Annotated in this window: 2 protein-coding genes; both read right to left on the bottom strand. The window is 72.0% G+C overall.

Features of this window, described 5'->3' with window-relative positions:
* On the bottom strand, positions 1–904 hold a 904-nt coding region (locus HUX53_RS35025; protein ID WP_217920273.1), incomplete at its 3' end, for a hypothetical protein.
* Between the two features lie 93 nt (positions 905–997).
* Positions 998–1,897, bottom strand: a complete 900-nt coding sequence (locus tag HUX53_RS35020) for a glycosyltransferase family A protein (protein ID WP_176407570.1) — start codon at positions 1,895–1,897, stop codon at positions 998–1,000.
* Between the last annotated feature and the right edge of the window lie 64 nt (positions 1,898–1,961).

Below are 1,961 nucleotides of genomic sequence, written 5' to 3'. Positions count from 1 at the left end.
GGGGAGGGGACGTGGCAGGCCGGAGGCGAGGCGCAGGTGGAGTCGCGCGAACCGGCGTGAGCGCGCCGGGGGCAGACGACCGGAGAGCCACACGGACGGGGATGGGTGGCGAAAGCCGGACGGGCGCGATCCCGATGCCATGCCGCTCTGCGGACGAGGGCGCACGAACGGGGCGCCGGGGTCGCCGAACGGCGGCGCCACAGCAGGAACCCGGCTGCTGGGCGGCCGCGACCACGACCACGACCAGTCCGCCGCCGCCCAGCAGGTACGGCGTCATCGAGCCGCCGTCGTCCTTCTTCACCGGCTCGTAGCCGGCGGCCGGCGCGGTCGGCTGCTGCTGGGCGAGCGTCTTCTCCTCCTGCTCCTGCTGTTCCTGCTTCTGCTTCGTCGACTCCGGCGCGGGCTTGCCGTTGTTGCCGGGCTTGCCGGGCTTCGGCGGCGCGTACTTCGACTCCGGCAGCGTCTGGACGAACTTCAGCAGCGCCAGGTCGGGCTTGCCGCCGCTGCCCTTCACGGCCTTGGTGTAGACCGACTTCACCTGGGCGTCCGGCAGCGTGTTGGACTTCGCCTTCAGCTCGTTCCCGGCGAGCACCACGTACGTGCCCTTGCGCTTCATCAGGCCGGGCAGCTGCTGCAGGACCTGCCCCGCGTCGTCCCCGGCCGGGAGGATCGCGATGAACACCGGCACGGACCGGCCCTGCGCGGTGCGGAGCAGCTCCTGCGCCCCGTCCGACTGGTAGTACTTGGCGTGCGAGTCGACGTAGTAGCCGCTCTCGGTGATGCCCTCGGCGACCGCGTCGAGGTCGGCGCCCGCGAACGCGGGCGTGGCGGTCAGGGCGAGCGCGGGCGCCATGGCCAGCGCCAGCGTCCCGGACGCGACGATGCGGCGGGAAGAGATGTTCACGGAGAGGCTCCTTCTAGCACTGCGACGGGCAATGACAGTACCGGCGCGACGTGGGGAAAGGTGGCGAAAGCCCGGGAATCGGTACGGGTCGCGTCAGATGCCGCGGCCCCGGGTGTGCAGGGCGAGCAGGACGCGTTTCCCGGACACCACACCGGACGCGACCGCCAGCGCGAACGGGACGCGGCGCTCGGTGGGGTTGGCCTTGATGGCGCGCGCCGACCAGCGGAGCGCGTCCTTGCGGCGGCCGACCGTCGCGCAGCCGAACGCGAGCTGGCCGTAGACGCGTCCGGCGGCGCCCGGTTCCGTCCCGATCTCCGGGTAGTGCTCCAGGAACCACTCCAGCGCCGCCACCTTCGTCTCCCACGCCTGCGCGTAGTACGACGACAGCCCCCACAGGACGCGGACGTACGGCTCGTCGACGTTCACCACCGGGTGGCGGCGGGCGGCGCGCAGCGCGAGGTCCCAGTCCTCGCCCTGGCTGCCGGGGATCGTCTCGTCCACCATGCCGATCTCGATGAGCGGCTCGCGGCGCGCCACGTAGGTGGACGAGTGGACGCTCATCATCCGGTCGCGGATCAGCGCGTCGTAGGTGACGCGTCCGGTTCCGGCCAGCCGGGGCAGCTCGCGCCCGTCGAAGTCGATCAGGATGCCCGCGCTGCACAGCACCGCGTCCGGCTCCCCTTCGAGGGCCTTCACCTGCGCGGCGAGCTTGCCGGGCAGCCACTGGTCGTCGTCGTCGCAGAACGCGACGAGGTCGGTGTCCAGGGCGAGAATGCCGGAGTTGCGGGCACCGGCGAGGCCCGGCTCCCGGGTGTTGGCGATGGCCTCGACGCGTTCGTCGGCCGCGAGCGACATGTCCGGCTCGGCGCGGTCGAAGACGACGATGGCGCGCAGTTCGCCTTCGTAGTCCTGCGCGAGGACCGACTCCAGCGCGCGGCGCAGCAGCTCCGGCCGGTTGTGCGTCGGGAGGACGACGCCGACGGATGGGGGCATGGCTCTTATACACATCCGACGCTGCCGACCAAGAGGATAGCGCAAACACCAGGCGGCGCCCGTC

It is taken from the genome of Actinomadura sp. BRA 177, assembly GCF_013372625.1.
Classification (GTDB): Bacteria; Actinomycetota; Actinomycetes; order Streptosporangiales; family Streptosporangiaceae; genus Spirillospora.
Note: the sequence above shows the minus strand (reverse complement) of the source record. Positions and strands in the feature narration are given on the sequence as shown.